Raw genomic sequence first — 26,897 nt, 5'->3', positions numbered from 1 at the left:
GGCATCCGCTCGTCCTGTCCGTCGTCGCGCTCGCACGCGCTGGCCGCAGCCCGCCCGGCACTGCCAGACTGGCGGCATGGCTGTGATCGAGAACTCGAAAGTCACCATCGTCGGGGCCGGCAGCGTCGGCTCCAGCGCGGCCTACGCGGCCCTCATCCGGGGATCGGCCCGGCACGTCGCGCTCTACGACATCGCGACCGAGAAGGTCGAGGCGGAGGTGCTCGATCTTGCGCACGGCACGCAGTTCACCGGCTCCAGCGACATCGTCGGCGGCAGCGACCTCTCGGTCGTCGAGGGATCGCACGTCGTCGTGATCACGGCCGGCGCGAAGCAGCACCCGGGGCAGACCCGCATCGAGCTCGCCGGCGTGAACGCCGGGATCATGAAGAAGATGATGCCGCAGCTGCTCGAGGCGGCTCCCGACGCCATCTACGTCGTCGTCACCAACCCCTGCGACGTCCTCACCGTGCTCGCGCAGGAGGACACCGGGCTGCCGCCCGAGCGCATCTTCGCCTCCGGCACGGTGCTGGACACCTCCCGGCTGCGGTGGAAGCTGGCCGAGCGCGCCGGCGTCTCGACCTCGAGCGTGCACGCCTACATCGTCGGCGAGCACGGCGACACCGAGTTCCCGCTGTGGTCCAAAGCCACCATCGGCACGGTCCCGATCCTCGAGTGGGTGACGCCGCGCGGCGACCGCATGACCGTCGAGGAGCTGGACCAGATCGCCGTCGACGTCCGCGATGCCGCGTACAAGGTGATCCAGGGCAAGGGCGCGACCAACTACGCCATCGGTCTGTCCAGCGCGCGCATCATCGAGGCGATCCTCAACGACCAGCGCGCGGTCATGCCCGTCTCAACGGTGCTGAGCCGCTTCCACGGCGTGGACGGGGTGGCCCTCTCGGTCCCGTCGGTGGTGAGCGCGACCGGCGCCGTGCCGATCCGCGAGACGAAGTTCGACGACCGCGAGCTCGAGCTGTTCCGCGCATCCGCCGATGCGCTCAAGAAGGTCGCCGACTCGCTGCGGGACTGACGCGCGAGGGCAGCGGGCCGACGCGGGCCGCGAGTCGAGGCATCCCGTTCCATCCGTGGTGTTCCGCACGCTCGGAACGCCTCGACCGGGCCGGAACGCCTCGACTCGTCGGCCGCGCAGCGAGGCCGCCCGGGGATGTCGCCGGCGCGACGTACGCTGGGGCCATGGCAGCCCGACGCCCCACGCAGACCGCGCCCTACCGCTGCACCGAGTGCGGCTGGACGACGCTACGGTGGGTGGGGCGGTGCGGCGAGTGCCAGCAGTGGGGCACGGTGGTCGAGGCCGCGGAGCAGACCGGCATCGTCCGCGCGATCGCGCCCGTCTCCCCCGGCGCCACGCGCGCTGCGCAGCCGATCACGCGCATCGACACGTCCGACGCCCCGCGGCGCACGACCGGCGTCGGCGAGTTCGATCGCGTCCTCGGCGGCGGGCTCGTGCCGGGGGCGGCCATCCTGCTCTCGGGCGAACCGGGCGTCGGCAAGTCCACCCTGCTGCTCGAGGTGGCGGCCCAGTCGGCTCGCGAGGGCCGGCGTGTGCTGTACGCGAGCGCCGAGGAGTCCACGGCGCAGGTGCGACTGCGCGCCGAGCGCACCGGAGCGCTGCACGACGAGCTGTACCTCGCGAGCGAGACCGACCTCGCCACGATCCTCGGGCATGTCGACGACGTCGCGCCCGATCTCCTGATCGTCGACTCCGTGCAAACGGTGTCGTCGGCGCTCTCCGAAGGAATGGCGGGGCATCCGTCGCAGGTGCGCGAGGTGGCCGCGACGCTGATCCGCGTCGCGAAAGAGCGCGGTCTCCCGACGATCATCGTGGGACACGTCACGAAGGACGGGTCCATCGCGGGTCCGCGCATCCTCGAGCACCTCGTCGACGTGGTGTGCCAGTTCGAGGGCGATCGCCAGACGTCGCTGCGGTTCGTGCGGGCGCTGAAGAACCGCTTCGGCCCGACGGACGAGGTCGGATGCTTCGACATGACCGGCGCCGGCATCGCGGAGGTCCCCGACCCGAGCGCGCTCTTTCTCGGACACGGCAGCACCGAGCCGGGCACCTGCGTCTCGATCGCCCTGGAAGGACGCCGCGCGCTCCCGGTCGAAGTGCAGGCGCTGACCATCGCGAGCAAGTCGGGCAACCCGCGGCGCATCGTGAACGGCGTCGACGCTGCGCGTGTGGCGACCGTGCTCGCCGTGCTCGAGAAGCGGATGGAGATCAAGACCTCCGACCAGGACGTCTACGTGTCCACGGTGGGCGGTGTGCGGTTCGCCGAGCCGGCGGCCGACCTCGCCATCGCGCTGGCCGTGGCCAGCGCCGTCGAGGGGTGGACCATCCCCCGGCACATCGCCGCGGTCGGCGAGCTCAGCCTCGCCGGCGAGGTGCGGCCGGTGACCCAGGCACCGCAGCGCCGCAGCGAAGGAGCCCGGCTCGGCTATCGCGATGTCATCGACCACCGATCGGGTTCGCTGGGCGGTGCGGTCCGCGACGTGAAGGTGCGCGCGAAGGGCCGGCCGGGGGAGGACATCCCGGAGTTCTGAACCTGCGCGCTCTCGCCCAACCCCGAGCTAGCGGCCGCGAGGACGACGTCGCCGCTCGGAGGGCGACATGCCCAGGGCGACCGGAATGATCAGACCGGCGGCGCAGACGAGTCCCACGACCAGGAATTCCATCCGGCGAGTCTGCCCCGCGGCGCCCCTCGACGCAACCTGCGTTTCGGAGTGTCGGGGCCTTCTCAGGCGTCGAGCGCGGCGATCAGGTCGGCCGGCGCCGCCTGCAGCGGGTGCGGTCCGGCGATGTCGAAGAACACCGTGGTGATCTCGGCCTCGTGGGCGCCGAGGAACGCGCGCAGCCACGCCGGCGACTGCAGCGCGACTCCGGGCGGCAGGCTTGCGGGCTTGTGTGCGGCGTCGCTGAAGAGCAGCAGCGCGATGTCGCCGGTGTCGGGGTCGCGGTAGGTCCAGACCTCGCCGACGTCGAGCGGGTTGTCGCGCTGACCCGGGCGCATGAGCGGCACGACGGTCGGTCCGTGGCGCAGCGCGAACGCCACCGCCGCCATGTCCTGGGTCTGCAGCGCGTCGGTCAGCTGCGTGTTGCGGAACTCCAGCGGCTCCGTCGACTTCTTCGCGCGCTTCTTGCCTGCCACGTCCTCCAGCGTAGGCGGAACACCGGTCCGCGCCGCTCGCCGATCCACCGGCGTCGAGCAAGACGACCGGCGCCTCAGGCGAGGAAGCCGCGCAGCAGCGCCTCCGAACCGGCGAGGTGTTCGAGGATCGCCGCCTCGGCGGCATCCGGTCTCCCGGCGAGGATCGCGGTCACGATGTGCTCGTGCTGGGCGTTGGAGTGCTCGATGTTGCGCGGAAGGAGGGGGAACGTGTCGAGCCACTCGTTGACCTTCGCGCGGTTCTCGGCGGCGAGCGCGACGAGCGACGGGATGCCGGCGAGCTCGGCGATCGTCAAGTGCAGCAGCGTGTCGAGCCGGCGGTAGTCGGCGGCGGATGCCTCGGCCACGGCCTCGTACCGGGCCCACAGCACCTCGCGGGCCGACGCGTCCAGCGTCCGTCCGGCCGCGGCGCGGGCGGCGCCGGCCTCGAGCACGCGGCGGAGGCCGAGGACGTCCTCGAACTCCGCGGCGGCGACGTCGCGCGGGTGCGGCGGCTGCGGCAGCGGGTCGGCGACGAACGTCCCGCCGTAGCGCCCGCGGCGGCGCACCAGGTAGCCGGTGTCGGCGAGCTCGCGGATGGCCTCGCGGACGGTGTCGCGGCTCACCGCGTACAGCACGGCCAGCTCGCGTTCCGACGGCAGCGACTCCCCCGGGGCGACGACGCCCAGGCGGATGGTCTGGGCGAGCCGGGCGACGGTGTCTTCGAGCGCGTTGCCCTCGCGCACCGGCCGGTACACGGCCTTGCGCACCTCGTGCAGCGGCGCGTCGGTCACGTTGGGGCCCCGGCATCCGATCGGGAGTCCATCTGCGCGCGCCGGCGCCGGCGAGGCGCACCCGTGCCGCAACTCCGCCTGAGCCGCGCACCACGCCCGGCCCCGCCGCGGAATACCGGGGGTGGGGGCGAAGGCACCTCACGCCGAGGTGGAGTCATGACACACGAGGTCACCACGGCCAGTCCCTACAGCGGCGTGACGTAGGCGTTGGTGATGCCGCCGTCGACCACGAAGGCGGTCGCCGTGATGAACGAGGCGTCGTCCGAGGCGAGGAAGGCGACGGCGGCGGCCAGCTCCTCGGGCTCGGCGAACCGGCCCATCGGCACGTGCACCAGCCGGCGCTGCGCGCGCTCCGGGTCCTTGGCGAACAGCTCCTGCAGCAGCGGCGTGTTGACGGGGCCCGGGCAGAGGGCGTTCACACGCACTCCCTGCCGGGCGAACTGCACGCCGAGCTCGCGCGTCATCGCCAGCACCCCGCCCTTCGAGGCGGTGTAGGAGATCTGCGACGTCGCCGACCCCAGCAGGGCGACGAACGACGCGGTGTTGATGATCGAGCCCTTGCCCGCGGGCACCATGTGGCGCAGCGCCGCGCGCGAGCACAGGTACACGCTCTTGAGGTTGACGTCCTGCACACGGTCCCAGGCCGGCAGCTCGGTGGTCTCGATGGAGTCGTCGTCGGCCGGCGAGATGCCGGCGTTGTTGAACGCGATGTCGATCCGCCCGAACTCGGCCGCGACGCCGTCGAACACGGCGTTGACCTCGCTCTCGTCGGCGACGTCCACCTTGCGGAACACCCCGTCGACCGTGTCGGCGGCCACCTCGCCCGCCTCAGGGTCGAGGTCGGCGATCACGACGCGCGCCCCCTCGGCGGCGAAGCGCCGCGCCGTCGCCAGCCCGATCCCCGACGCTCCGCCCGTGACGATGGCGACCCGGTCCTTCAGTCTCGCGGTCAGATCCATGGTGTTCCCTCTCAGTCCGTCGCGAAGAAGACGTTCTTGGTCTCGGTGAAGTGCTCGGCCGCGTCCGGGCCGAGCTCGCGGCCCAGGCCCGAGGCCTTCATGCCGCCGAACGGCGTCCAGTACCGCACCGACGAGTGCGAGTTGACCGACAGCACGCCGCTCTTGACCCCGCGCGAGACCCGCACGGCGCGGCCGAGGTTCTCGGTCCAGATGGAGCCGGCGAGGCCGTAGATGGTGTCGTTGGCGAGCCGGATGGCGTCGGCTTCGTCGTCGAACGGCAGCACCGCCACGACGGGCCCGAACACCTCGTCCTGCGCGAGGCGGTCGCCGCGCTCTGCGAGCACCACGGCGGGCGCGAACCAGAATCCGTCGCCGTCAGGGGCCGAGCCGCGGAACGCGACGTTCGCGCCTTCGAGGAAACCCTCGACGGTGGAGCGGTGGGATGCCGAGATCAGCGGCCCCATCTCGGTGCTCTCGTCGCCCGGGTCGCCCACCCGCCAGGCCCGCACCGCGGGTTCGAGCAGCTCCAGGAACCGGTCGTACGCCGAGCGCTCGACCAGGATGCGGCTGCGGGCGCAGCAGTCCTGGCCGGCGTTGTCGAACACGGCGCCCGGCGCCGAAGCGGCGGCCTTCTCGAGGTCGGCGTCGGCGAACACGATGTTCGCGCTCTTGCCGCCGAGCTCGAGGGTCACCGGCTTCAGCTCCCGTGCGCATCCCGCGGCGACGTCGACGCCCACCGATGTCGAGCCGGTGAAGACGACCTTGCGCACATCGGGGTGCGACACGAAGCGCTGGCCGACGACCGAGCCCGATCCGGTCACGACTTCGAACAGACCCTCGGGCAGTCCCGCCTCGAGGGCGAGCTCGCCCAGACGCAGCGCAGTGAGCGGCGTCAGCTCGGCCGGTTTGAGGACGACGGCGTTGCCCGCGGCGAGGGCGGGGGCGAAGCCCCATGACGCGATCGTCATCGGGAAGTTCCACGGCACGATGACGCCGACGACCCCGTAGGGCTCGTGGAACGTCACGTCGAGCCCACCCGCCACCGGGATCTGCTGGCCCGACAGCCGCTCGGGCGCACCGGCGGAGAAGTTCAGCACCTGGGCGACGTGCGACGCCTCCCACCGCGCCGAGCCGATCGGATGCCCCGAGTTCAGCACCTCGAGGTGCGCAAGCTCCTCGACGTGGTCCTCGACGACGCGCGCGAAGGCCCGCAGGGCGTCGGCCCGGGCGACCGGCGGGAGCGCCGCCCACGACCGCTGCGCCGCGACGGCCCGCGCGATCGCGGCATCCGTCTGCGCCTCATCGGCACGCGCGATCTCGCGGATCGGCCGCGCGGTCGCCGGGTTGATGAGCGTGAACGTCGCAGTCATGCGCGGACCTCCCGGGACGCGTAGACGGATGCCTCCGCCACAAGCCCTGCGAACAGGCGGCGATCCTCCTGGTTCTGCTCGGGGTGCCACTGCACCCCCATGACATAGCCGTCGCCGTCGGACTCGAACGCCTGGATCAGCCCGTCGTCGGCGCGCGCCGTGACGACCAGGCCTTCGCCGAGCCGGTCGATCCCCTGGTGGTGGTAGCTGTGCACGTCCATGGGGCCCGCCCCCACAAGGCCCGCGAGGCGGGTGCCGTCGTCGACGAGCACCTCGTTGGTGGCGAAGACGCCGCCACCCACCCGGTACCGCTCCGTGCCCAGCGCCTCCGGCAGGTGCTGGTGCAGCGTGCCGCCCCGCGCCACGTTGACGAGCTGGAGGCCGCGGCAGATCGCCAGCACCGGCATCTCTCGCTCCTCCGCTCCGCGGAAGAGCGCCAGCTCCCACGCGTCGCGCTCCGGACGCGCCGGGTCGGTGGTCGGATGCCGCTCCGCACCGTACAGCTCGGGCTGGACGTCGAGGCCCCCGGTCAGGATGAGACCGTCGAGGCCGTCCAGGACGGCGTCGGCGGCGGCATCCGGATCCGGCTGCGGCGGAAGCAGCACCGCGACGCCGCCCGACGCGGTCACCGAGTCGAAGTACACCTGCGGCAGGAATGCCGCCCGGACATCCCACACCCCCTGCTTCGCCTGCTCGAGGTAGGTCGTCAGGCCGATGACGGGCTTGCGCCGTTCAGAGTCGCTCGAAGCCACGCACCCGCTCCCAGTCCGTCACGGCCGCGTCGTACGCCTCGATCTCGATGCGCGCCTGATTCAGATAGTGCTCGACCATGTCGTCGCCGAACGCGGCGCGCGCGATCGCCGACCGGTCGAACAGCGCAGCAGCCTCGCGCAGCGTGGTGGGGAGGTGGTCGACGCCCGACGTGTAGGCGTTCCCGGCGAGGGCCTCGGGCATCGGCAGTTCGTGCTCGAGGCCGTGCAGGCCGCCGGCGATGATCGCGGCGATGCCGAGATACGGGTTGACGTCGCCGCCGGGCACCCGGTTCTCCACGCGCAGCGACGAGCCGTGCCCGACCACGCGCAGCGCGCACGTGCGGTTGTCGACGCCCCAGGCGATGCCGGTCGGGGCGAACGAGCCCTTGGCGAACCGCTTGTACGAGTTGATGTTCGGCGCGTACAGCAGCGTGAACTCGCGCAGTGTCGCGAGGATGCCCGCGATCCAGTGCTCCATCAGCGGGCTGAAGCCGTGTGCGCCGTCGCCCGCCATCACGGGGTCACCCGCCTCGGACCGCAGCGAGAGGTGGATGTGGCAGCTGTTGCCCTCGCGCTCGTTGAACTTCGCCATGAACGTCAGCGCCTTGCCGTGCTGCTCGGCGATGGCCTTCGCGCCGTTCTTGTAGATCGCGTGCTGGTCGGCGGTCTCGAGCACCTCCGCATAGCGGAAGGCGATCTCCTGCTGTCCGAGGTTGCACTCCCCCTTCACGCCCTCCGTGTACAGCCCGGCGCCGTCCATCTTGAGGCGGATGTCGCGCAGCAGCGGCTCGAGCCGCCCCGAGGCGAGCAGGTCGTAGTCGACGTTGTAGTCGGTTGAGGGCGTGAGGTCGCGGTAGCCCTTCGCCCAGGCCTGGCGGTAGGTGTCGTCGAAGACGATGAACTCCAGCTCGGTGCCGGAGTAGGCGACGAGGCCGCGGTCGGCGAGGCGCTGCCGCTGCCGGTCGAGGATGTCGCGCGGCGACTGCACGACGGGATCGCCGCCTTCCCACGCGAGATCGGCCATCACCAGCGCCGACCCCGGCAGCCACGGGACGAGCCGCAGCGTCGCCGGGTCGGGGCGGAGCATCATGTCGCCGTAGCCGGTCTCCCAGCTCGACATCGCGTAGCCGTCGACGGTGTTCATGTCGACGTCGACCGAGAGCAGGTAGTTGCAGGCCTCTGCGCCGTTCGGCAGCACCTCCTCCTGGAAGAGGCGCGCCGAGACGCGCTTGCCCACCAGGCGCCCCTGCGCGTCGGCGAACGCGACGACGACGGTGTCGATGTCGCCGGTCGCGATCCGGTCGTTCAGCTGCTCGACGGTGAGGTTTCCCGGCATCCGTCCTCCTCCGTGTCGGCGTGCGACGCGTCGCCGACGCCACCATGCCCAGCCGCGGGCCCGCGCTCACTCTAACGAAAATCCGATGCAAAGGTAGACACAGCCCACCAATAGCGCCACAATTTGCGACAAGTGCAAGCGCGCGACCCGAGCGCCCCTTCCTTCGCCCATCACTGGAGGACCGATGTCCCAAGCGAGCAGTGCAGCACGGCCGGATCGTCCGGCACCGTCCACCGCAGGATCCGCGAAGGTCGCCGGAGCGACCTATACACGCGCCGGCCAAGAGTACTTCGAGAAGCGCGGGCTCAAGCGCGCCGCCGGCGTCTGGGGGCTGTGGGGCCTCGCCGTGGCCGCCGTCATCTCGGGCGACTTCTCCGGCTGGAACTTCGGCATCGACTTCGCCGGATTCGGCGGCATGCTCATCGCCTTCGTGATCCTGGTGGCGATGTACTACGGCATGATCTTCTCGATCGGCGAGATGGCCGCGGCGATGCCCCACACCGGCGGGGCCTACTCGTTCGCCCGCTCCGCGATGGGCCCCTGGGGAGGCCTCATCACCGGCGCCGCCGAGACCATCGAATACGTCGCGACGACCGCCGTCATCGTCTTCTTCTCGGCGTCGTATGCCGACGCGATCACCTCCGAGCTGCTCGGGGTGTCGCTGCCCGGCTGGGTGTGGTGGATCATCCTGTACGCCGTCTTCATTGCGCTGAACGCCGCCGGCGCCAGCATCTCGTTCAAGTTCGCGATCGTCGTCTCGGTCATCTCGATCGGCATCATCCTGGTGTTCTCGGCGATGGCGATCTTCTCCGGCGCCTTCCAGTGGGCGAACCTGTGGGACATCGCCCCGGATCCCGGCCAGACCGAGTTCCTGCCGCACGGCGTGCTCCCGATCCTGTTCGCCCTGCCGTTCGCGATGTGGTTCTTCCTCGGCATCGAGGAGCTGCCGCTGGCCGCGGAGGAGTCGCACGACCCGGTGCGCGACATCCCTCGTGCCGGGTTCTGGGCACGCGGCACGCTCATCGTCACCGGTCTGCTCGTGCTCTTCCTCAACACCGGCGTGCTGGGCGCCGAGGCCACGGGCGTGGCCGCCGAGCCGCTGCTGGACGGCTTCCGGGCGATCGTCGGCGACGGCCTGGCCGCGGTCCTGGCGCTCTTCGCCCTGGTGGGACTCCTCGCCTCGCTGCAGGGCATCATGTTCGCGTACGGCCGCAACATGTACTCGCTGTCGCGCGCCGGCTACTATCCCCGGTTCCTGTCGCTCACCGGCAAGCGCAAGACGCCGTGGGTGGCGCTCGTGATCGGCGCCGTGATCGGCTTCATCGCTTTGCTCATCATCGAGTTCACCGGCGGCTCGGGCAGCGTCGCGGGCGCGATCGTCCTCAACATCGCGGTGTGGGGCGCCGTGCTGGCGTACTTCCTGCAGATGGTGTCGTTCGTCCTCCTCCGCAGGAAGCTGCCGGACGTGGAGCGGCCGTATCGCAGCCCGTGGGGCATCCCCGGCGCCGTCATCGCGGCGGCGATCGCCTTGCTGATCTTCGTCGGCTTCCTGCTGAACCCGACCTTCCTTCCGGCGATCATCGCGATCGCAGTCGTCTACGTGGTGCTGCTCGTGGGCTTCGGCCTCTTCTTCCGCCACCGGCTCGTGCTCTCTCCCGAAGAGGAGTACGCGCTCTCCGGCGGCGCGCACGGCGACCCGCAGGCCGAGGGATACGACGCGATGGAGGGACAGATCTTCGACGACAGGACCTAGGTGTTCGGCTGACACCTCGGTGTGGGGAAGCGGAGCGGGGCGGACTGGGAACGCCCCGCTTCGCGGCGTCCGGGCGCATGCTCACGTGTAGGTGTGGTGCACATGCCAGTCGACGCCGTCGCGGTAGACGTCGAACATCACGACCTCGCCGGCGTCGCTGGTCGCCTGGAACCGCCAGCCGTACATGCCGCGTCCCCGCTCGAGCGGCATGGCCCAGATGGATTCCCGCAGCCGAGTCGGCACATCGCTGACGCGCCAGCGGCGACCCGCGTAGAACATGCGCGCGGGGATGTCGTCGGTCATCCATATGGTTGCGTCATGTTCGAGATGAGAGGTCGTCATGGCATAACAGAATAGAACACATCTTCGATACTCGGTAGAGTGGCGGTGGGCCGGAGGAGGGAGCCGGCAGTGGGCACGAACAGGCGGTACGCCGACCATTACGACCGGCTGATGGGCGAGAGGATCCTGCAGCGGGTGGCCGCCGGCGGCCCGCTCGAGACCCTGACACGGCTCGAGCTCCGGCTCGACGATCTGCCCTGCACGACGGATCCGAAGCCCAAGCCCGTGAGGGCGTGGGTGCGGTTCGGCGGCACGCCGATCCAGGTCGATGCCGAGGCCTGCATGTGGACGCCTCGGGCGATCGCGATCCGCTTCCGCATCTCGGGCACCGAGTACCGCTGCTGGGTGTGGGCGAGCGCGGTGGACGGGACGGGCGACACGGATGCCTCGCCGGGCGGGTGACCCGCCGGGCGCGCCGTTCGCCCGCGTCAGTACAGCAGGAACTGCTTCGGCTCGGTCGACGCGATGCCGCCGATCTCGACCGACAGGTGGTACGACGCGCCTCCGCCGGGCGCGACGGGGCGGGTCGTGTCACCGCAGGTCCCCACGGCGGAGCGCGTGCGGTCCCACTCCAGCGGTGCCGCGCTGGTGACGGTCTGCCCCGCGGTGATGAGGACGATCATGTCGCTGGGCTCGCTCTGGCAGTCGGTCGAGCGCCACCACACGTCGTCGCCGCTGGTGACCGTGAAGGACTGCGCGCTGGTGCCGACGTTGAGCGTGCAGTCGGGACCGTTGTTGGTGAGTTCGATCGAGAACTGCGGCTTCTGGTCGCCGGTGAACGTGTCGGCCGAGGTCACGGGCTCCACCGTCAGCTCGCTGGCGACGCACTCCTGGGCGACGGGGGTCGCGCCGGGAGCAGGCGTGGCGCCCTCGACCAGCGCGCCCTCCACCGCCCCGGTGCCCGACGGCTCGGGAGTCTGCCCGGGCGACGGCACCGGCAGCGAGTCCGCCGTGTTCTGCGACGACGTGCGCTGACCGGTGGGGTCCGACTCCTCGGCCGATCCGCGCCAGGGCTGGGCGACCAGCAGCCACACGAGTCCCGCGATGGCCAGCAGCGCCACGAGAACGACCAGGCGCCGGCGACGGTAGACCGCCAGGGAGTGGCGGCGGCGCGGAGTGGTGCCGGTCATGATGACCAGGCTAACTCCGGGCGGCGCCGTCGCCGGTCGGCACGCCCCGGATGCCCGGACACGACGTCGACGCGACCCTCCCGGCGCCCGCTGTCAGAGGCGCTTGATCATCCGCGTGTTGCCGAGGGTGTTCGGCTTCACGTGCGCGAGATCGAGGAACTCCGCGACGCCCTCATCAGGGGAGCGGATCAGCTGCGAGTACACGTCGGGATCGACGACCTGCTCGCCGATCGGCTCGAAGCCGCGTCGCGTGAAGAAGTCGACCTCGAACGTCAGGCAGAACAGCCGCGAGAGCCCCAGCGTGCGGGCGTTCTCCTCCAGTCCTTCGACGAGCGCGCGCCCCACCCCGTGCCGCAGCCACCCGTCGGCGACGAGGAGCGTGCGGACCTCGCCGAGGTCCTCCCACATGACGTGGAGCGCTCCGCAGCCGATCAGCTCGCCCCCGGCGTCCTCCGCGACCAGGAACTGCTGCGTCGCCTCGTAGAGCACGACGAGGTCCTTGCCGAGCAGGATGCGTCGCTGCACGAACGGCTCGAGGAGTGCCTGGATGCGGCGGATGTCGCGCGTGCGCGCGGGCCGCACCGTGAACTCTGCCATCCGTCCAGCGTAGATCCCTGCACTCCCCGGCCTCGAATCGCGCACACGACGTCTCCGGCCGGGCGAAACGGCACAGTGCGCGTTCGGGACAGGGCCGCCCCCGTCACTGGGGAACGGCGGGCGGACCGTCGCCAGCGGATGCCACAGCCGTCAGCACCGTCTGGACCTGAGCGTCGCTCACCGCCGCCGGGCCGCCGAGGACCTGCAGCGTCATCGGATCCAGCCGTCGCAGCTCGCGGATCACGTCGTCGGGAATCGGGCCGGCCGGCGGCAGCAGGATGATGGGTGCTCCACGCGGACCGACCACCGGGGCCGCCGCGAGCGCGTCGGGGAAGTTCGCGCCGGTCGCCAGCGCGACCGAGGCGGTGGGTCCGTCCGGGATGACCTCAGCGCTGATGGCGGCCGCCGTCTCGTAGCGCGTCGGCCCGGCCCACCGCTGCGGCGATACCCCGGTCGTCGCCGCGACGGCGTCCGCGACCGCCGCCGAGACGGCGCTGGGCCCGCCGAGGATGACCACCTCGGCCGGAGCGAGCCTGCTCACCTCGGCCGCGGTCGACTCCGGGAGCGTCGTCGGCGCCGTGAGGAGCACCGGCGCACCGAGCCCCGCGGCGACGGCCGCACCCGAGAGCGCGTCCGGGAAGTCCCGGCCGCTCGCTATGAACACCCGGTCCGCCGCGGGGAACACCGAGGCGCTGATCGCCGCTGCGGTTCCGTACCGGTCGGCGCCGGCACGCCGCTCGACAGTCCCGCCCGGCGGCAGCTGCGCACGCAGCGCGTCGACCACCGCATCGGAGACGGCCGCGGGTCCGCCGAGGACGACGATGTGCAGCGGCATCAGCCGCGACAGCTCGGCCGCCGTCGCGGGCGGCACTGGACCATCCGGTTCGACGAGGAGGATGGGCGCGTCCAGCGCAGCGGCTGCCGGGCCTCCGGCGAGGGCGTCCGGGAATGCGCGACCGCTCGCGACGAACACCGTCCCCGCTCCGTCGGGGAATCCCTCGGCGCTGACCAGTGCGGCCGTCTCGAATCGGTCCCCTCCGCCGATCCGGCTGAGAGTGGTGTGGACCACATCGAATGTGCTGGAGTGCGCTTCCGCCATCGTGTTGCCGAGAAGGTCGGTCACCGCCGTGTCGACGTCGACGCGGAACCGACCGGTGTGCAGCGGCTGAGCCGGCGTGAGCATGACCGAGGACCGGCTGACGTCGTCACCGTGCTGTTCGATGAGCTCCGCCTCGACGGCCTCACCCGTCGCTTCACGGACCAGCCGGACAGCGCCGGCGAGCGAAGCCGGATCCACGCGCTCCGAGAAGTTGAGAACGAGCCGCGTTGAGCGTGCGACGCCGTTCGCACCGTCGGGCGGTTCGACGGCGACCACGTGCGGTCCGGTCGTATCCGCCGGATCCAGCACCAGGACGCGTGCCCCACCCACCACGTCCATGGGCGGCCGCCCGTCCGTGAACGCAACGGTCGCCGCGGCTCCGACCTCGAGCACGCCTCCTGGCGGATACTCGGCGACCTCGATGTCGAGGCGCGCGATGCCGGACGAGTCGGTCGTGCGCACCTCGCTGCGCACGTCCCCTCCCTCGGGCCACGTGAAGGCGACCGGGCGCCCGGGCCCGGAGGGGTCCTCGCCGATCAGGAGCGCAGCGGACACCTCCACGTTTCCGCCGACAGCGGTGGCATCCGGGGTGGCTCCGACGTCCAGGCGCGGCATCCCCGCCACCGGCGTCAGGCTCTCGTTCAGCACCCGTAGCGGGTTGCAGCCGAGGAACGGGTTCGGGCACTGCGCAAGCGGTGTCAGCACGCGCGCCATCGGCGGCGTGGGCTGCTGGTAGACCCGCACGATCCCCCAGCTCCCCGCCGACAGGCCCATGGTGCCGTTCTCCACGCCGTATCGGTAGTCGCCGACGGCCTGCAGGTCGCCGCCCGCGGCGGGCATGTGGAACGTGTGCGCACTGCCCGTCGCGATCGAGCCCTGAGTCCCGGCGCGGACCGACCCGGCATCGAACGCGTGCTCGAGCCAGTTGTGGCCCTGCACCGCGTACTGCACCACGCGGGCGCGGTCCCCCGCCGCCACGACGTGGAGCCGCAGCGGGTCGCCGTTGTAGGCGCGCACGATGGGCGTGTCCGGGTCGCCGATGGGGACGGGCCCGCCGCCGGTGTCGATCGGATAGGTCGAGCTGAAGACGTTGGCGATCCGGTCGCCGAAGTCGGCGTCGCTGAACGGCGGGCCCTCGGGGTCGATCGGCGGATCGACGAACTTGTCGACGAGCGGATGCGTCAGCCCGAGGCGGCGGTGAACGGGAGCGTTTGCGTAGCTGATCGCGCGCTCGCCCTTGTCGGGCCAGTCACCGATGATCGGATCGAGCATGGGACGACCCTCGGCGTCACGGATGTTCAGCCCGTTGTGCTGGAACACCACCGCGTCACGGTAATCAGTGCCCTCGCCCAACGGGTCGACGTCGACCTGCGCGCCGGAGTGCACACGCTCACCCGTGAGCGGATCGTGGTAGATCGCATCACCTGGGCCGACGGCCAGCGCGGCGAGGAGACCGTGGTGGCGGGTGCCGCGCACGTCGCCGTAGGCGAGAAGCGGCACGACGCCCAGCTCTCCGTCGGTCAGCGCCGGCGCGGCGTTGGGGTCCTGGTAGACCACCTCGTCGGCGAACCAGGTGTACTCGACCGACTGCCCTGGGCCCGCGGTCTGGTCGAAGTTGTAGCCGACGGTCGTGCCGTCCGAGGTGCGCACGTCGTAGCTCACGAGGGACGGATGCAGCGACACCCGGTTCCCGGCCACCCACGGCACGCCGCTCCCCGGTTCCGGCTCAACCGGCTCACCCGGTGCGCGCTCCTCGGGCCATACCGGCTCCAGCGGCATGGGCGCGTCGCCGTCGAGCGTGCCGAGCCGGCCGTGCGTGTTGAAGTGCTCCCAGTCGACCTCATTGCGCAGCGTCACCTGGATGCAGTCGCCCTCGTTCACCCGCAGGACCAGCGGCTCGAGCGGCTTCGCCCCCGACCGCACGGCGTCGGCGTCTTCGGTGAGCACGTACGCGAGCCCGAACGGGTCGTGATCGCCGTAGCGGTTGTACGCGATGTCGTGACTGATCGCCGACACGTCGTACGACTTCACCGGCGCGGCCGCGGGACAGGCCGGCGTCGGCACGGCCTGCGGCACCGGAGCGACCGGGTCAGGCGGCGGAAGCGCGTTCCCCACGGGCAGTGCGGTCGCGTTGTCGGGCAGGGGCAGGAGTCCCCCGTTGCCGGCCGTCTGGTCGAAGACCCGCATGATCCCCCAGACACCGAACCACAGGTCTTCCACGCCCGGGCCGCCGTAGAGGAAGTCCGCGACCCGCGGCGCATCGCCCTCCGTGGGGCGGAAGCACGGACCGGCCGCCCCCAATCCGCAGTCCACTCCGACGGCATCGATGTTGAATGCCTCCGAGACGCCGATCGGCCTCGCGTTGATGTACGGGGCGGCGGGATCGTTCGGGTCGTTCTTCCACCGGAGGCCGTGCACGGTGAAGTTGTGCATCTCCTCGTGCGACCCCTGGATCAGGCGGAACCGCACGGTGTCTCCGCGGTTCGCGCGCAGAATCGGCGTGTCGGGGTCGCCCCATACGCGTGAGCTGAACACGTACGCCGGGTCGACCCAGCCGGCCGCGGCGAGCTGCTCGTCCGTGAGCGCCGCCCCGGGCGCAGCGGGCGGCTCCGGCGCCGGCCCGGCGAACTGCCGATCCGCGAGCGGGGCGGCGCGGTAGTTGATCGCCATTCCGCCCTGGTCGCCCTCGGGCGCCCCCAGCGGCTGATGCGGCGGCTCCAAGGCGTTCAGCGGATCGAGGATGTCGGCGTGGGTGGCCGACTTCGTGAACAGCGGCACGAAGTCGGCGACGGCGAGCCCGAACTCGCGGAAGTCGTCCGGCGTCCAGCCCTCCTCACCGGTGGGAGCCACGGCGGGGCCGATCATGTCCATCGCCGCGCCCCGCGCCTCGCCGACGCAGGCCGCCACGCACTGCGGCTTGCCGGCAGCGGCGGCGTGCGCCGCCTGGTTGATCGGCTGCAGCCATTCGCCCGTGTACGGATGCCGGGAGTCGAATCCTGCCGGCTCGACCAGCAGCGCAGAGAACAATCCGCGATTCTGAAGGGTGCCGGCGAAGTGGTGGTCATGGTTGAACACCGTGCGCAGCTCGTAGTCGGCGTACCAGCGCTCCTTGATCGTCTGGCCCTCGTGAAGCCAGTTGCCCCGTGGATCCTCGGCCTCGGCGACCGGGTCGCGGCCCGTCGGCATCGCCGGGAGGCACACCGCACCCACCGCGCAGTCGATGTCGCCGGCCAGAAGCGCTGTGCTGTATGCGGCCTGGTCCTCGCTGAATGCCGCCTGCTGATAGTTCCACCCGTTGGATGCACCGTCCGAGGCGAGTACGTCGAAGTTCACCAGGTGGATGTGCGACCCGGCCATGTTCGTCATCATCAGCTGCTGGTAGGCGTCGTCGCCGATGACGTTCGGCGACCGGTTGGTCAGCTCGAAGTCGATGCAGTCGCCGGAGTTGACCCGGTAGAACAGCGGCTCCGGCTGCTTCTCACCGGCCAGCACGGCGTCGACGTCCTGATCGGCCACGAGGATGCGCCCCTGCACGTCCCGCCAGCCGTTGCCGGCGTCGCCGGTGTACCAGAGCGGCATCTGGATGAGCGACACGCGATATGTCACCACCCGCGCGTCAGCGGGGCACGGATCGACGAGCGGAGCGCCGGGCACGGGCTCAGTGCCGCGCGCCTCATGGTAGGTCTGCTGCACGTTGCGCTCCACCGCGAGCCGGTGCGCCGTCCGCGCGGTGGCGGGATCGGCGGGCGTGAATCCGGCGCTCGGCGTGGTCGTCGCGGTGCCCGACGGGGCCACGTCGGCGCCGATGGTGAGGTCGGCCGTGGCACGCCATGCGTCGAGACGGACGCGCCACGGGTCGGCGGCGGTTCCCGCCCCCGTCACCGTGACGCGGTCGACGTCGTCGAGGGACTCGAGCGCGGCAGCGATCTGCTCGGCGGTCGCGGGAAGCGCGACGTCGACATCGGCGCCGGCGAACGACAGGGTGAGCGTGCCGACGTCGACGTCGACGACGACGTCCTGCGTGGCCGCCAGCAGTGCGGGGTCGAGCGCCGTGGTGCCGGCGTGCCGCATCACCACCTGTTCCACGGGATCGCCCTCGGCATCGAGCACGGGGTCGCCGTTCACGTCGAATTCCCGCTGCCAGACGCTGAGCGGCGGCTGCGGCGCCCGTGCGCCCCATTCCCCGGGAATGAATCGCGGGTAGCCGGGCACATCGAAGGTGGGGAGGTTCTTCGGCGGCGGCACGGTCGCGGCCATCCCCAGGTCGGGAGCCACCGCGGCCAGCGGCACCCACGGCGCCACCCGAGTGCCGTCGGGCAGAGCGCTCGAGCCGTCCTCGAGCACGTCGTGCACGCGCATGAGCATCCAGAACCCGTGCGAGAAGTGGGTGTAGAGGTGGCAGTGGAAGATCGCGTCGCCGACGGTGCCGACGCGCGCCCCGGCACCGTAGTTGAGATCCGCGGTGAAGGCCGTCCAGGGCGAGTAGGTCTTCGAGTCGATGGTCGTCGCGCGCGGCTGAGCCTCGGGCGTCGGGCGCGGCGGCACGGTTCCGGCAGGTCCCGCGTCGTCGGGCTCGGCGGGCCACGTGTGCGCGTGGAGGTGGAACACGTGGGTCTCGTAGTTGCCGGCGTGCGCGAAGCGGATCTTGATCGGATCGCCCTGGTAGGCACGGGTCACGTTCGTGACGTAGCACGAGGCGGGTCTGGTCTCGCCGGCGGCGGTGGTGAGAAGCAGCCCACAGTCCTCGATGTTGTCGGCGACCAGCCCGCCGGGCGCAGAGAGCGGGTCGTCGCCGCCGAAGTCCGGCGCCTGGGGCAGCCACGGCCCGGATCCGGACGCGAGCTTGACCATTCCGGGGTCTCCGTACACCCACGACGAGAGCACGGTCTCTTCGGTGCTGCAGTCCTCGCACCAGCGCTCGGTGCCCTCCAGGTTGAAGCCGATGCGCTTGGGCTCCGGATCCGAGCCGAAGTTCATGCCGAAGCGCTCGAAGGGCTCGGGCAGCAGCGCGAGCTCCTCGGGAGGCAGATCGGCGCGGTCCTGCATCGGAAGGATGTCCTGGCTGATGATCACGGACTCCCGGAAGCGACGCTGATAGGCGTCGGCGATCACGGCGTCGATGTAGAGGTCCCCGGACTGGTCGGCAACGGCGGCGTACTGCTGGTCGGGAACCGAGGACGACAGCTCCCGACCGGTTACCGGGTCGAACCAGCGGGCGCCGCTGGGCTGCACCGCCAGCGCTCCGTACAGCCCGTGCTCGGCGGCCCCGCCGTCGTCGACGGCGGCGACGGCCATGCCCTCGTCGCGGAACAGGTAGACACCCTCGGACTTCGGAGCGACCCAGAAGTAGGTGCGCGATTCCCCCACGCCGATCGATCCGTCGGGGCTGTACCCGACGGCGGCGCCGCCGGATGAGGCGGCGTTGTACGAGACGCCGAAGGCGCGCAGCGCCACGCGTGGATCGATCTGCGGCAGGAAGCCGGCGACGGCCTCGGGGTCGAGCTCGTTGGTGAGGGTGATCGCGACGCACTCGCCGACGTTGGCGCGCAGCACGAGCGGCCGCGGGCGCAGCCGCCGGCCGTCGGCGGGGTCACCGGCGTAGCCGTCCGCGGCGGTGCCCACCAGCGGCACGTGCCAGTTCTGCACAGCGAGCTTGTCGCGCTGCAGCACGAACAGCATGCCGCCGGGGTCGCCGTCAGTGAGGTGGTCGACGCCGTCCACGACCGGGTCGGGTTCGGGCACGCGCGAGTCGTTCTGCCAGCGCGAGTACGGGATGAAGGCGTTGACGGCCGCGATGTCGTACACGCGCACAGCGGATGCGGCGTCGCAGGCAGGCGCCGGTGGGACGGATGCCTGCGCAGCGGGTGCCACGAGAGCGGGAAGCGTCGCGGCCAGCAGAGCGCCGACCGTCGCGGCGACGGGCGCGAGCAGCCGACGCCGACGCCGTGAGATCCCTCCCGCTCCGGACCGGGCAGCACGGGCGACGGCGGCGGCGAACGGAGTCAGCACCGCGATGACGAGCACCGCGGGCGCGAGCACGGACGCGTCCGCCACAGCGGCCTCGAGCGAACCCGCTTGCGTCTGACCCGCGTGGCCCGAGTGCCCTGGCGCGGCGCCGGCGCCGACGCGCGCGATGCCGAGAAGGATGGTCGACGCGATCGCGAGCACGCCGGCGATGGCGAGGCCTGCGAGCCGGTCCCGGACCGGGGATCCCGTCCGGCCCCGGCGCGTGAAGACCGCCAGCACCCAGAACGCGATGACGGCCGGCGGAAGCAGCCACCCCGCGTTCACGACGGTCGCCGGACCGGAATGAGCGCCGGCGAAGATCGTCGCCAGCAGCACCGCGCACGCGGCCGGCACCACCACCGGTCCAACGACGAGAATGCCGTCACGGATGCGCATCGCCTGCATGAGCACTCCCCAGTGCCAACGCGTGAGGCCCGTGAGGCTCGGCCTCTCGCGCGACCGCTTCCGTCGCTTCCCCAGTGCCGGGCGGTCAGTCGTCAGCATAGGGACCGAGTGAGGAAGATGAAAGGGCTCTCACAGTTTCGGCCCTCAGGATCTGCACAGATTGCTCATGAATGGCCTAAGATGTGCAGTCTCACCGTAAGGGTGGTCGACCGGCCGACGTCTGGGGGGACGATGGGCGACACTGTGACGCGGCGGCGCACGTCCGTGACGCCTGCCATGGCGGCCGACACCACGCGTCGCCGCAGCCCCGTCGCGTGGTGGGCAGTGCTGGCGCTGTCGGCTTCACTGATCGCGGCGATCGCGATCTGGGGCTTCTGGCTGCGCACGTCCGAGGCATCCGTCGGCGTTCCGATCGAGTACGACGGCGGCACGGCGACCGTGAACGCCGCGTGGGTGATGGACGACCCGATGCGGCTCATGCATCCGGACGACCCTGACAAGTTCGCCGCGGCGGGGATGCCGTCGATGTCCATGGCGATGTCGGATGCGGTTCCCGAGGGGTTCAAGCGCGTCGCCGTCGAGGTGCTGCTTCGGGCCGGGGACGCGCCGATGGAGTTCCCCGCCGCGGGTGTCGCGCTCAGTGCGGACGGCGAGCGCTATGCGCCCACGGTGTCGATGCTCAGCGACGAGGAGCTTACGGCGGGGCACGCGCTGGACGCTCTCGCGATCTTCGAGGTGCCGGTGGAGACCGGGCTCGCCCGCTTCCACCTCGCCGTCGGTGCCCCTCCGATCGCGCTCGACCTCAGCGGCGGCCACTCCGTTCACGACGAGTAGGTCGCCGGACACACGCGAGGGGACGGATGCCGCAGCATCCGTCCCCTCGTGAACTCACGAGCTATGCGTTCGCGGCGAGGTCCGGCGTCGCGGTGATCTCGCCGTTGTGCACGACGCCGACCGCGACCTTCTCGCCGCGCGGGCCGTGCTCGAACACGAACTGCCCGTTCTCGGCGTCGACCTTCACGTGGTCGCCGGGGTTGAGCTCGCCGTGGAGGATCTTCTCCGACAGGCGGTCCTCGACCTCGCGCTGCATCGCGCGGCGCAGCGGCCGGGCGCCGAGTGCGGGATCGAAGCCGATCTCGATGAGCTTGTCCTTCGCGGCATCCGTCAGCTCCACCGTCATGTCGCGGTCGAGCAGGCGCTCGCCGAGACGCTTGGTGAACAGACCCACGATCTGACGCAGCTCCTCCTTGTTCAGCTGCGGGAAGACGATGATGTCGTCGACGCGGTTGAGGAACTCGGGCTTGAAGTTGCGCTTGAGCTCCTCGTTGACCTTGCCCTTCATCCGGTCGTACGAGGTGCCGGTGTCGCCCTCGACCTGGAAGCCCACCGGGCCTCCGGCGATCGCCGACGAGCCGAGGTTCGTCGTCATGATGATCACCGTGTTCTTGAAGTCGATGACGCGGCCCTGACCGTCGGTGAGGCGACCTTCCTCGAGGATCTGCAGCAGCGAGTTGAAGATGTCGGGGTGGGCCTTCTCGATCTCGTCGAAGAGCACGACCGAGAACGGCTTGCGGCGCACCTTCTCGGTGAGCTGGCCGCCCTCCTCGAAGCCGACGAAGCCGGGAGGGGCACCGAACAGCCGTGAGACGGTGTGCTTCTCACCGAACTCCGACATGTCCAGCGAGATCAGCGCGTGCTCGTCGTCGAAGAGGAACTCGGCGAGGGCCTTGGCCAGCTCGGTCTTTCCGACACCCGTGGGGCCGGCGAAGATGAACGAGCCCGACGGACGCTTGGGGTCCTTGAGACCGGCGCGCTGGCGGCGGATCGTCTTCGACAGGGCGGCGATCGCCTCCTCCTGGCCGATGACGCGCTGGTGCAGCGCCTTCTCCATGAAGACCAGGCGGCTCGACTCCTCCTCGGTCAGCTTGAAGACCGGGATGCCGGTGGCCTGAGCGAGCACCTCGGCGATGAGGCCCTCGTCGACCACCGCGTGGGAGGCGACGTCGCCCGAGCGCCACTGCTTCTCGAGGCGCAGCCGCTCGGCGAGCAGCGACTTCTCCTCGTCGCGCAGCGACGCGGCCTTCTCGAAGTCCTGGTCCTCCGACGCCTGCTCCTTCTGCTGGCGGACGTTGGCGATCTTGTCGTCGAACTCGCGCAGCTCGGGCGGCGACGACAGGATCGACAGGCGCAGGCGGGCGCCGGCCTCGTCGATCAGGTCGATGGCCTTGTCGGGCAGGAAGCGGTCCGAGATGTAGCGGTCGGCGAGGTTGGCCGCCGCCACGATCGCGCCGTCGGTGATCTGCACCTTGTGGTGCGCCTCGTAGCGGTCGCGCAGCCCCTTCAGGATGTTGATCGCGTGCGGCAGGCTCGGCTCGGCGACCTGGATGGGCTGGAAGCGGCGCTCGAGGGCGGCATCCTTCTCGAAGTGCTTGCGGTACTCGTCGAGCGTCGTCGCACCGATCGTCTGCAGCTCGCCACGGGCGAGGAGGGGCTTGAGGATCGACGCGGCGTCGATCGCGCCCTCGGCGGCACCGGCACCCACGAGGGTGTGGATCTCGTCGATGAAGACGATGATGTCGCCGCGCGTGCGGATCTCCTTGGTGACCTTCTTCAGGCGCTCCTCGAAGTCGCCGCGGTAGCGGGAGCCGGCGATGAGCGAGCCGAGGTCGAGCGAGTAGAGCTGCTTGTCCTTCAGCGTCTCGGGCACGTCGCCCTTGACGATGGCCTGCGCCAGGCCTTCGACGACCGCCGTCTTTCCGACACCGGGCTCGCCGATCAGGACGGGGTTGTTCTTGGAACGGCGCGACAGGATCTGCATGACGCGCTCGATCTCCTTCTCGCGCCCGATCACGGGGTCGAGCTTGTTGTCGCGCGCGGCTTGCGTGAGGTTGCGGCCGAACTGGTCGAGCACCTGCGAGCCACCCTGCGTCGTGCCCTGGGTCTGCTCGCCCGCGCCCGAGGCGACGCCGGCGGGCTCCTTGCCCTGGTAGCCCGACAGCAGCTGGATGACCTGCTGGCGCACCTTGTTGAGGTCGGCGCCGAGCTTGACGAGCACCTGGGCGGCGACGCCCTCGCCCTCGCGGATGAGGCCGAGCAGGATGTGCTCGGTGCCGATGTAGTTGTGGCCGAGCTGCAGCGCCTCGCGGAGGCTGAGCTCGAGCACCTTCTTGGCGCGCGGGGTGAAGGGAATGTGGCCGGTCGGCTGCTGCTGGCCCTGGCCGATGATGTCCTGCACCTGCTCGCGCACGGCGTCGAGCGAGATGCCGAGGCTTTCGAGGGCCTTGGCGGCGACGCCCTCGCCCTCGTGGATGAGGCCGAGCAGGATGTGCTCGGTGCCGATGTAGTTGTGATTGAGCATCTTCGCCTCTTCCTGGGCGAGGACGACCACACGACGGGCACGGTCGGTGAATCTCTCGAACATCTCGTTCACTCCTCCGGGGCGCCTCGGGTCGGTAGGTCCCACTGCGCCTTACATCGAGGGTAGCCAGCGGGCCATTGCGGCATGGCCGTGTTCGCCGTGGGCATAGCGACGACTCGACGGCGGTGACGGAGGCCTTGCGCCGAGGCATCCGTTCGGTTATCGTTTTTCGATAACAACGTTTATCGATATGTGAGGAGATGTCATGAGCCGTCCCGCTCGGGACCGCACGCTCAGCCGGGCCGATGCCCTGGCGATGTGGTTCTTCATCATCGTGGGGGTGGTGCTCGTCGGCTGGACGGTCTACGGCAGCGTCGCGCGCGTCGTCGATGCCGTGAACGGCCGATTCGAGATCCCCGGGGAGTTCTCGGGGACCATCGGCCAGGCGCCGATCGGCCCCGGCGGCGACATGCGCGAGGTGGAGCTGCAGACCGCCCTCCTCCTGCCCGACACGCTCTCGCTCGCCGGGATGGGGGCCCTCGTGATCGAGCAGGTCCTCGCGGTCGCGACCATCGCGACGGTGGTCGGATGCCTCATCGCTGTCACTGTCTCGGTGCTGCGCGGGCGCGTGTTCAGCCGGCGCAACACGGCCCTGATCGCCACGGCCGGAGTCGCGTGGCTCGTGGGGATCGCCGGGGTGCCGTTCTTCGGCAACATGGTCGCAAACGACGCGTTCCGCTCGATCTCGGACGGCACGTTCGACAACGTGCTCATGAGCGTGGACGTGTCGTCGCTGTTCCTCGCCGCGTTCGTCGCCGCGATGGCGACCACCGTGTTCACCGTGGGCGCCCGGCTGCAGCGCGAGACCGAGCTGCTGGTATGACCCCCGCCGAAGACGAGGGTCCGAGCGGTGTCCACTGCCGGCTGGACGAGCTGCTGCACGAGCGGGGCATGACGCTCACCCGTCTGTCGGAGCTCGTCGGCGTCTCGGTGGTGAACCTGTCGATCCTCAAGAACGACCGCGCCCGGGCGATCCGCTACTCCACGCTGTCGGCGATCTGCCGGGCGCTGGACTGCGAGATCGGCGAGCTGCTCGTGCGCGCGGACTGAACGGAGAGCGGATGCCGCGAGGTGCGGCATCCGCTCTCCGCCGCCGTCATTCGTGGCCGATGATCGGGACGCGCACGTTGTCGAACTCGCCGCCTGTGAGGATGGCGAACACCTCGGCGTCGTCGTCGACGCCCTCGACCTGCGCGACGACGCCGCGCGGGGCCATGTCGGCCGTGCAGGGCTGGTCCGCCGGCGGCGTCGCGAACGTGACGGTGACCTCTGCGCCCGCCCCTTCGACGTTCTCGATCACGGGCACGCAGGTCGACGAGCCCCAGGTGAGGATCACGAACTGGCCGTCCTTGTCGGTCCACCCGGCCGACGGGAGGTAGTCCGTCTCGCCGCTCTGGTCGAGGCCGGGCACCGGGTCGAGATCGGCCTCACCGTGGTAGCCCTCGCCGGTCACGCGCACCTCGAGCTCACGGGTCGTGTCGACGCCCTCCGGGAGGCCCACCACGGTGACGCGCGGCACGAGGTCGCGGGTGCAGGCCGTGTCGGCAGGCGGCTCGATGAACTCGACCTCGAGCACGCCGTTGTCGTAGGCCACCTCACCGGCGGTCGGCACGCAGGTCGAAGACCCCTCGGTGACGAGGCCGATCATGCGCCCGCCGTCGAGCCAGGCCGCCTCCACCTCGATCTCGGTGCTGCCGGCGGGCGCCGTCTCGGACGGCGTCCCCGACGTCGAGCCGCTGTCGCCGGCGGGGGTCGCGCACGCGGTCAGCAGCCCCGCGGCCAGCAGCGCCATGCCGAGGCCGGCGACCAGGGAGCGGGAGCGAACGGGCATGCGAGCCTCCTTCAGGATCGCGGATGCCGCTTGCCGCAGCATCCGTCACCCCTATGGTGTCGCAGATCACGCGGGAATCTCATCGCGCCGATCACGTGAAGGTCACGATCCGGGGAGGGCGTCCCGGGGCACGGTCACATCAGGGCAGGGATGCGGGATCGGCGGCGGCACGGACGTAGGCCTCGGCATCCCCCCGCGGCATGCCCCACAGCGTGGTCGCCACCGCCACCAGGGCGGGCACCTCTTGGCGGACCATCTCCTCCGTCGCCGAGGCGTCCTTGCCCTGCGGATCGATGATGTCCTCGTCTTCCAGAGTGGTCGCAGCGACGTCGGCGCGGTGCTCGGCCCACGAAGCGACGACGCCGATGAGGTCGGCAACGGATGCCGGAGGCCCAGCGCCGATCAGCGTTGCGAGGCGGCCGGCCTCCCGGATGGTGAACGTTCGCCGCATGGCTCGCGGCACCCGCCGGACGATCTCGTCATGATGAGCGCGAGATGCCGCCAGGATGAGATCCGCCTCGGCGACCAGTGGATCGGTGAGCAGGCGGGCGCGATGGCCGCGCTCTGCCGCACCGAGGCTCGAGGCGAAGCGGCGCGTCCGGGGTCCCATCGGCTCGCCCACGGGCGCGTGCGTGCCCGCGCTGGAGACGATCACGGCCGCTCGCAGGTCGGACGGCAGGTACCAGCCCGCCCACGTATCGAGGAGCTCGGCGGCGAGCGCGGACCGGTGGAGGTTGCCGGTGCACACGGTGAGCACCGTGAAGGACTCGCTCACCGTCGACTCCGCGTCTGCGATAGGACGTCGGCGTAGAAGCGCCGGTGCTCCGCGGCGATCTCTGCGTCGGTGCGCAAGCCCGGGGTGTGGATGGCGGCCACGCCGAGGGCGTGGCGCAGCGCGGGGTCGGCCGCCAGCTCCCGCAGCTCGCTCGCCAGCGCCTCGGCATCCCGAGGTGCGAACCGCCGCCCGTTCACCCCGTTCTGCACCCACTCGACGGGGCCGCCTTCGTCGGCGACGACCGTCGCGCACCCCGCAGCGAGGTACTGGAGGACGTTCTGCCCCAAGGGCTCGGGGCGCAGCGAAGCCTGCACGGCGATGTCCCAGCGGTGGAGGACCGCATCGACGTCATCGACGTGACCGAGGAGGGTGACACGAGGCCCGACACCCAGCTCCTCCGCGCGATGGCGCAGGTGCGCGGCGAAGCCGTCGTGCCCGAACGGCGCTCCGCCGGCGAACTCCAGGCGCTCGTCCCCGTCGGGGAACGCGCGCGCGAACGCATCCAGCAGCAGCTCCTGCCCTTTCCAAGGATCGATGCGCGCGAGCATGCCCACCACGGTGGGGCCGCTCCGACGTGCACGCGCCTCGCGTCGGACGAGTGCCGATGCGCTGGGGATCACAGCCCTCGACGTGCCGGACCGGATGTATGGCTGCGCTGCACTGAGCGCGCGCTGGGTGTCGGCGATCACTCCATCGGCTCGCGGGAGGACCAGGCGGCGCATGATCGCTGCTCCCGCGGCGCCGAGCGCCTCGGCCTCCGCAAGGTCGCGCACATGCACGACGAACGGCGTGCGGGAGGTGATCGCCGCGAGCGCACCGTACGCGGACGCGCGTGTCGAGTTGGCCACCGCGATGTCTGCCGACCGGAACGCGGGGTGGACGCGCGTCGCCGCTGCCTGGATGACGAGACGCGCCGCGTTGACGATCTGCGGGACCACACCGGCGGTACTCGCGCCGAAGCGCTGGCCGACGCCGGTGGACATGACCGGCACGCTCGTCACGGCGCGGAATGCCCCGCGTCCGGCCGGCGACCGCGGGAGCAGCACGACCGCGTTCCAGCGCGGTCCGGCGTTGAGGATCCTCACGAGAGCGAGTTCCGCACCGCCGGCGACGGTCGAATGGCTCAGGAAGAGGATGCGCGCGGACAAGCCTCGGTCGTCCACTCG

General features: G+C 71.0%; 21 protein-coding genes. 7 read left to right on the top strand and 14 right to left on the bottom strand.

What is annotated here, in order from left to right:
- Nucleotides 1-76: 76 nt before the first annotated feature.
- Nucleotides 77-1,030: an L-lactate dehydrogenase gene (locus tag IR212_RS01585; protein WP_194397300.1), complete on the top strand. Its 954-nt coding sequence runs from the start codon at nucleotides 77-79 to the stop codon at nucleotides 1,028-1,030.
- 164 nt (nucleotides 1,031-1,194) lie between these two features.
- Nucleotides 1,195-2,562, top strand: coding sequence for a DNA repair protein RadA (gene radA / locus IR212_RS01580; RefSeq protein ID WP_194397299.1), 1,368 nt, complete (start codon nucleotides 1,195-1,197; stop codon nucleotides 2,560-2,562).
- A 194-nt stretch (nucleotides 2,563-2,756) separates the two neighbouring features.
- Here the strand turns inward: radA and IR212_RS01575 are convergent, their stop codons facing one another.
- The 6 genes from IR212_RS01575 to IR212_RS01550 all read right to left on the bottom strand — a co-directional run bounded on the left by IR212_RS01575 (nucleotide 2,757) and on the right by IR212_RS01550 (nucleotide 8,375).
- Nucleotides 2,757-3,167, bottom strand: a complete 411-nt coding sequence (locus tag IR212_RS01575; RefSeq protein WP_194397298.1) for a dehydrogenase — start codon at nucleotides 3,165-3,167, stop codon at nucleotides 2,757-2,759.
- A gap of 74 nt (nucleotides 3,168-3,241) precedes the next feature.
- Complete coding sequence (locus IR212_RS01570) at nucleotides 3,242-3,958, bottom strand: FadR/GntR family transcriptional regulator (protein ID WP_194397297.1); 717 nt, start codon at nucleotides 3,956-3,958, stop codon at nucleotides 3,242-3,244.
- Nucleotides 3,959-4,143: 185 nt separating this feature from the next.
- Nucleotides 4,144-4,917: a 3-oxoacyl-ACP reductase gene (locus IR212_RS01565; RefSeq protein WP_194397296.1), complete on the bottom strand. Its 774-nt coding sequence runs from the start codon at nucleotides 4,915-4,917 to the stop codon at nucleotides 4,144-4,146.
- An 11-nt stretch (nucleotides 4,918-4,928) separates the two neighbouring features.
- Nucleotides 4,929-6,287, bottom strand: coding sequence for an aldehyde dehydrogenase family protein (locus IR212_RS01560; protein WP_194397295.1), 1,359 nt, complete (start codon nucleotides 6,285-6,287; stop codon nucleotides 4,929-4,931).
- Complete coding sequence (locus tag IR212_RS01555; protein WP_194397294.1) at nucleotides 6,284-7,039, bottom strand: gamma-glutamyl-gamma-aminobutyrate hydrolase family protein; 756 nt, start codon at nucleotides 7,037-7,039, stop codon at nucleotides 6,284-6,286. The genes IR212_RS01560 and IR212_RS01555 overlap by 4 nt, the downstream gene beginning before the upstream one ends.
- The gene (locus IR212_RS01550; RefSeq protein WP_194397293.1) at nucleotides 7,020-8,375 is read right to left on the bottom strand and encodes a glutamine synthetase family protein; all 1,356 of its coding nucleotides are present in this window, start codon (nucleotides 8,373-8,375) and stop codon (nucleotides 7,020-7,022) included. The genes IR212_RS01555 and IR212_RS01550 overlap by 20 nt, the downstream gene beginning before the upstream one ends.
- Nucleotides 8,376-8,559: 184 nt before the next feature.
- Here IR212_RS01550 and IR212_RS01545 point away from each other — a divergent pair, with 184 nt between their 5' ends.
- Complete coding sequence (locus IR212_RS01545; RefSeq protein ID WP_194397292.1) at nucleotides 8,560-10,128, top strand: amino acid permease; 1,569 nt, start codon at nucleotides 8,560-8,562, stop codon at nucleotides 10,126-10,128.
- A gap of 81 nt (nucleotides 10,129-10,209) precedes the next feature.
- Here the strand turns inward: IR212_RS01545 and IR212_RS01540 are convergent, their stop codons facing one another.
- A complete protein-coding gene (locus tag IR212_RS01540) occupies nucleotides 10,210-10,431 on the bottom strand; it encodes a hypothetical protein (protein ID WP_228479424.1) in 222 nt (73 codons plus the stop codon).
- Nucleotides 10,432-10,539: 108 nt separating this feature from the next.
- On the opposite strand from IR212_RS01540, the gene IR212_RS01535 reads away from it, so the two are divergent.
- The gene (locus IR212_RS01535) at nucleotides 10,540-10,872 is read left to right on the top strand and encodes a hypothetical protein (protein ID WP_194397290.1); all 333 of its coding nucleotides are present in this window, start codon (nucleotides 10,540-10,542) and stop codon (nucleotides 10,870-10,872) included.
- Between the two features lie 26 nt (nucleotides 10,873-10,898).
- Here the strand turns inward: IR212_RS01535 and IR212_RS01530 are convergent, their stop codons facing one another.
- The 3 genes from IR212_RS01530 to IR212_RS01520 form a co-directional block, all read right to left on the bottom strand.
- Entirely contained in the window at nucleotides 10,899-11,600 is a 702-nt protein-coding gene (locus tag IR212_RS01530) for a hypothetical protein (RefSeq protein ID WP_194397289.1), read from the bottom strand.
- A 93-nt stretch (nucleotides 11,601-11,693) separates the two neighbouring features.
- Complete coding sequence (locus IR212_RS01525) at nucleotides 11,694-12,197, bottom strand: amino-acid N-acetyltransferase (protein WP_194397288.1); 504 nt, start codon at nucleotides 12,195-12,197, stop codon at nucleotides 11,694-11,696.
- Nucleotides 12,198-12,300: 103 nt separating this feature from the next.
- On the bottom strand, nucleotides 12,301-19,806 hold the full coding sequence (locus IR212_RS01520; RefSeq protein WP_228479423.1) for a cell wall-binding repeat-containing protein: 7,506 nt from the start codon (nucleotides 19,804-19,806) through the stop codon (nucleotides 12,301-12,303).
- Nucleotides 19,807-19,938: 132 nt separating this feature from the next.
- Here IR212_RS01520 and IR212_RS01515 point away from each other — a divergent pair, with 132 nt between their 5' ends.
- Nucleotides 19,939-20,541, top strand: coding sequence for a hypothetical protein (locus IR212_RS01515; RefSeq protein ID WP_194397286.1), 603 nt, complete (start codon nucleotides 19,939-19,941; stop codon nucleotides 20,539-20,541).
- A 61-nt stretch (nucleotides 20,542-20,602) separates the two neighbouring features.
- Here the strand turns inward: IR212_RS01515 and IR212_RS01510 are convergent, their stop codons facing one another.
- The gene (locus IR212_RS01510; RefSeq protein ID WP_194397285.1) at nucleotides 20,603-23,128 is read right to left on the bottom strand and encodes an ATP-dependent Clp protease ATP-binding subunit; all 2,526 of its coding nucleotides are present in this window, start codon (nucleotides 23,126-23,128) and stop codon (nucleotides 20,603-20,605) included.
- A 202-nt stretch (nucleotides 23,129-23,330) separates the two neighbouring features.
- On the opposite strand from IR212_RS01510, the gene IR212_RS01505 reads away from it, so the two are divergent.
- Together IR212_RS01505 and IR212_RS01500 are read left to right on the top strand one after the other, a co-directional pair.
- Nucleotides 23,331-23,948: a DUF2975 domain-containing protein gene (locus IR212_RS01505; protein WP_194397284.1), complete on the top strand. Its 618-nt coding sequence runs from the start codon at nucleotides 23,331-23,333 to the stop codon at nucleotides 23,946-23,948.
- On the top strand, nucleotides 23,945-24,175 hold the full coding sequence (locus tag IR212_RS01500) for a helix-turn-helix domain-containing protein (RefSeq protein ID WP_194397283.1): 231 nt from the start codon (nucleotides 23,945-23,947) through the stop codon (nucleotides 24,173-24,175). Before IR212_RS01505 ends, IR212_RS01500 begins: the two co-directional genes overlap by 4 nt.
- Before the next feature lie 46 nt (nucleotides 24,176-24,221).
- Here the strand turns inward: IR212_RS01500 and IR212_RS01495 are convergent, their stop codons facing one another.
- The 3 genes from IR212_RS01495 to IR212_RS01485 form a co-directional block, all read right to left on the bottom strand.
- The gene (locus tag IR212_RS01495) at nucleotides 24,222-24,956 is read right to left on the bottom strand and encodes a hypothetical protein (RefSeq protein ID WP_194397282.1); all 735 of its coding nucleotides are present in this window, start codon (nucleotides 24,954-24,956) and stop codon (nucleotides 24,222-24,224) included.
- A gap of 139 nt (nucleotides 24,957-25,095) precedes the next feature.
- Nucleotides 25,096-25,731: an arsenate reductase/protein-tyrosine-phosphatase family protein gene (locus tag IR212_RS01490; protein ID WP_194397281.1), complete on the bottom strand. Its 636-nt coding sequence runs from the start codon at nucleotides 25,729-25,731 to the stop codon at nucleotides 25,096-25,098.
- Nucleotides 25,728-26,879, bottom strand: coding sequence for a glycosyltransferase family 4 protein (locus IR212_RS01485; protein ID WP_194397280.1), 1,152 nt, complete (start codon nucleotides 26,877-26,879; stop codon nucleotides 25,728-25,730). Before IR212_RS01485 ends, IR212_RS01490 begins: the two co-directional genes overlap by 4 nt.
- Nucleotides 26,880-26,897: the final 18 nt, after the last annotated feature.

This window comes from Microbacterium atlanticum (assembly GCF_015277815.1).
GTDB lineage: Bacteria > Actinomycetota > Actinomycetes > Actinomycetales > Microbacteriaceae > Microbacterium > Microbacterium atlanticum.
The sequence above is the reverse complement of the archived record's forward strand: the minus strand, read 5'-3'. Positions and strand labels throughout refer to the sequence as shown.

Bases quoted from the DNA above. Each gene is read 5' to 3' on its own strand.
- IR212_RS01510 (WP_194397285.1), bottom strand. From the start codon at position 23,128: ATGTTCGAGAGATTCACCGACCGTGCCCGTCGTGTGGTCGTCCTCGCC.
- IR212_RS01525 (WP_194397288.1), bottom strand. From the start codon at position 12,197: ATGGCAGAGTTCACGGTGCGGCCCGCGCGCACGCGCGACATCCGCCGC.
- IR212_RS01545 (WP_194397292.1), top strand. From the start codon at position 8,560: ATGTCCCAAGCGAGCAGTGCAGCACGGCCGGATCGTCCGGCACCGTCC.
- IR212_RS01550 (WP_194397293.1), bottom strand. From the start codon at position 8,375: ATGCCGGGAAACCTCACCGTCGAGCAGCTGAACGACCGGATCGCGACC.
- IR212_RS01515 (WP_194397286.1), top strand. From the start codon at position 19,939: ATGGGCGACACTGTGACGCGGCGGCGCACGTCCGTGACGCCTGCCATG.
- IR212_RS01505 (WP_194397284.1), top strand. From the start codon at position 23,331: ATGAGCCGTCCCGCTCGGGACCGCACGCTCAGCCGGGCCGATGCCCTG.
- IR212_RS01520 (WP_228479423.1), bottom strand. From the start codon at position 19,806: ATGCTGACGACTGACCGCCCGGCACTGGGGAAGCGACGGAAGCGGTCG.
- IR212_RS01500 (WP_194397283.1), top strand. From the start codon at position 23,945: ATGACCCCCGCCGAAGACGAGGGTCCGAGCGGTGTCCACTGCCGGCTG.
- radA (WP_194397299.1), top strand. From the start codon at position 1,195: ATGGCAGCCCGACGCCCCACGCAGACCGCGCCCTACCGCTGCACCGAG.
- IR212_RS01540 (WP_228479424.1), bottom strand. From the start codon at position 10,431: ATGACCGACGACATCCCCGCGCGCATGTTCTACGCGGGTCGCCGCTGG.
- IR212_RS01530 (WP_194397289.1), bottom strand. From the start codon at position 11,600: ATGACCGGCACCACTCCGCGCCGCCGCCACTCCCTGGCGGTCTACCGT.
- IR212_RS01585 (WP_194397300.1), top strand. From the start codon at position 77: ATGGCTGTGATCGAGAACTCGAAAGTCACCATCGTCGGGGCCGGCAGC.
- IR212_RS01560 (WP_194397295.1), bottom strand. From the start codon at position 6,287: ATGACTGCGACGTTCACGCTCATCAACCCGGCGACCGCGCGGCCGATC.
- IR212_RS01495 (WP_194397282.1), bottom strand. From the start codon at position 24,956: ATGCCCGTTCGCTCCCGCTCCCTGGTCGCCGGCCTCGGCATGGCGCTG.
- IR212_RS01565 (WP_194397296.1), bottom strand. From the start codon at position 4,917: ATGGATCTGACCGCGAGACTGAAGGACCGGGTCGCCATCGTCACGGGC.